This is a genomic window from Nguyenibacter vanlangensis, from assembly GCF_013376155.1.
Lineage (GTDB): Bacteria > Pseudomonadota > Alphaproteobacteria > Acetobacterales > Acetobacteraceae > Gluconacetobacter > Gluconacetobacter vanlangensis.
The window spans coordinates 1-1,584 of the sequence record NZ_JABXXP010000640.1 but is presented as its reverse complement, the minus strand read 5'-3'; the positions used below and the strand labels follow the sequence as shown (position 1 = coordinate 1,584).

The window sequence follows — 1,584 nt, the reverse complement described above, 5'->3', positions numbered from 1 at the left end:
AGGACCATCTGCTGGGCCCGGACGGCGCGCTGCGCCGCATGCTGGAGCGCGGATCGCTGGCCAGCCTGATTTTGTGGGGCGGGCCGGGCGTGGGCAAGACGACGACCGCACGCCTGCTGGCCGATGCGGCGGGGTTGCGCTTCGTGCAGCTTTCGGCGGTATTTTCCGGTGTCGCGGACCTCAAGCGCGCCTTCGACGATGCCAGGCGCCTGGCCGAGGCCGGGCGCGGCACGCTGCTGTTCGTCGATGAGATCCATCGCTTCAACCGCGCGCAGCAGGATGGCTTCCTGCCGGTGGTCGAGGACGGGACGGTGATCCTGGTGGGCGCGACGACCGAGAATCCGTCCTTCGCCCTGAACGGCGCGCTGCTGTCGCGCTGCCAGGTGCTGGTGCTGCGCCGGCTGGATGACGAGGCGCTGGAGCGTCTGCTGCGCCGGGCCGAGGCCGAGTGCGGGCACGAACTGCCGCTGACCGCCGAAGGGCGCGCCACGCTGCGTGCCATGGCCGACGGCGACGGGCGCTATCTGCTGAACATGGTCGAGCAGGTGCTGGCGGTGAAGGCCGAGCGGCCGCTGGACGCGCAGGGCCTGTCCGGCCTGCTGGCCCGCCGGGCAGTGCTGTACGACAAGGACCGCGAGGAACATTACAACCTGATCTCGGCGCTGCATAAATCGTTGCGCGGCTCGGACCCGGATGCGGCGCTGTACTGGTTTGCCCGCATGCTCGAGGGCGGGGAGGATCCGCGCTATATCGCCCGACGCCTGACCCGTTTCGCGGCCGAGGATGTCGGCATGGCCGACCCGCAGGCGCTGCCCCTGGCGATCGCGGCGTGGGAGACGTACGAGCGGCTGGGGTCGCCCGAGGGCGAGCTGGCGCTGGCGCAACTGGTGGTGCATCTGGGCACCGCGCCGAAATCGAACGCGGTCTATGCGGCCTATAAGGCCGCGCGGCGCGTGGCGAAATCGACCGGCAGCCTGATGCCGCCGGCCCATATCCTGAACGCGCCCACCGGATTGATGAAGGATCTGGGCTATGGCCGCGGCTATGCGGACGATTATGCGGACATCTATGCCGATGCGCATCCCGATGCCGGACAGCGGGGCGCCTTGCGCGGCTTTTTCCCCGACGGGATGGCGCGCCAGCAATTCTACCAGCCCTTCGACCGCGGGTTCGAGCGGGAGATCGGCAAGCGCCTGGAACATTGGGCGCGGCTGCGCGAGCAGGGGCGCGAGCGGGGGCGCGAACCGGGGCGCGAACAGAAGAAAGACGCGTAGGGCAGGCGTCCCCTCCGAGCCCGGGCGCTTCCGGCCCGTGGGAAAAATCGGTCCGGAACCTGGCTTTCCTGGCCGCGACGGCTGGACAGTCGGAGCAGACTGCGGGAAAGCCGTCAGTCATGAGTGTTGTGACCCTGACCGTCAGCGAGGACGAGGCCGATATCCGCCTGGATCGCTGGTTCCGCCGCCATTACCCGCACCTGACCCAGGGCGCGCTGCAGAAGCTGTGCCGCACCGGGCAGGTGCGCGTGGACGGCAGGCGCGCCGAGACCTCGACCCGTCTGGCGCCGGGCCAGGCGGTGCGCGTGCC

The 1,584-nt window shown here is 70.0% G+C and carries 2 protein-coding genes; both read left to right on the top strand.

Annotation, left to right across the window (positions count from 1 at the left end):
- A partial coding sequence (locus tag HUK84_RS17545; RefSeq protein WP_176641402.1) for a replication-associated recombination protein A occupies window positions 1–1,274 on the top strand: 1,274 nt, incomplete at its 5' end.
- A gap of 119 nt (window positions 1,275–1,393) precedes the next feature.
- A partial coding sequence (locus HUK84_RS17540; protein ID WP_281362846.1) for a S4 domain-containing protein occupies window positions 1,394–1,584 on the top strand: 191 nt, incomplete at its 3' end.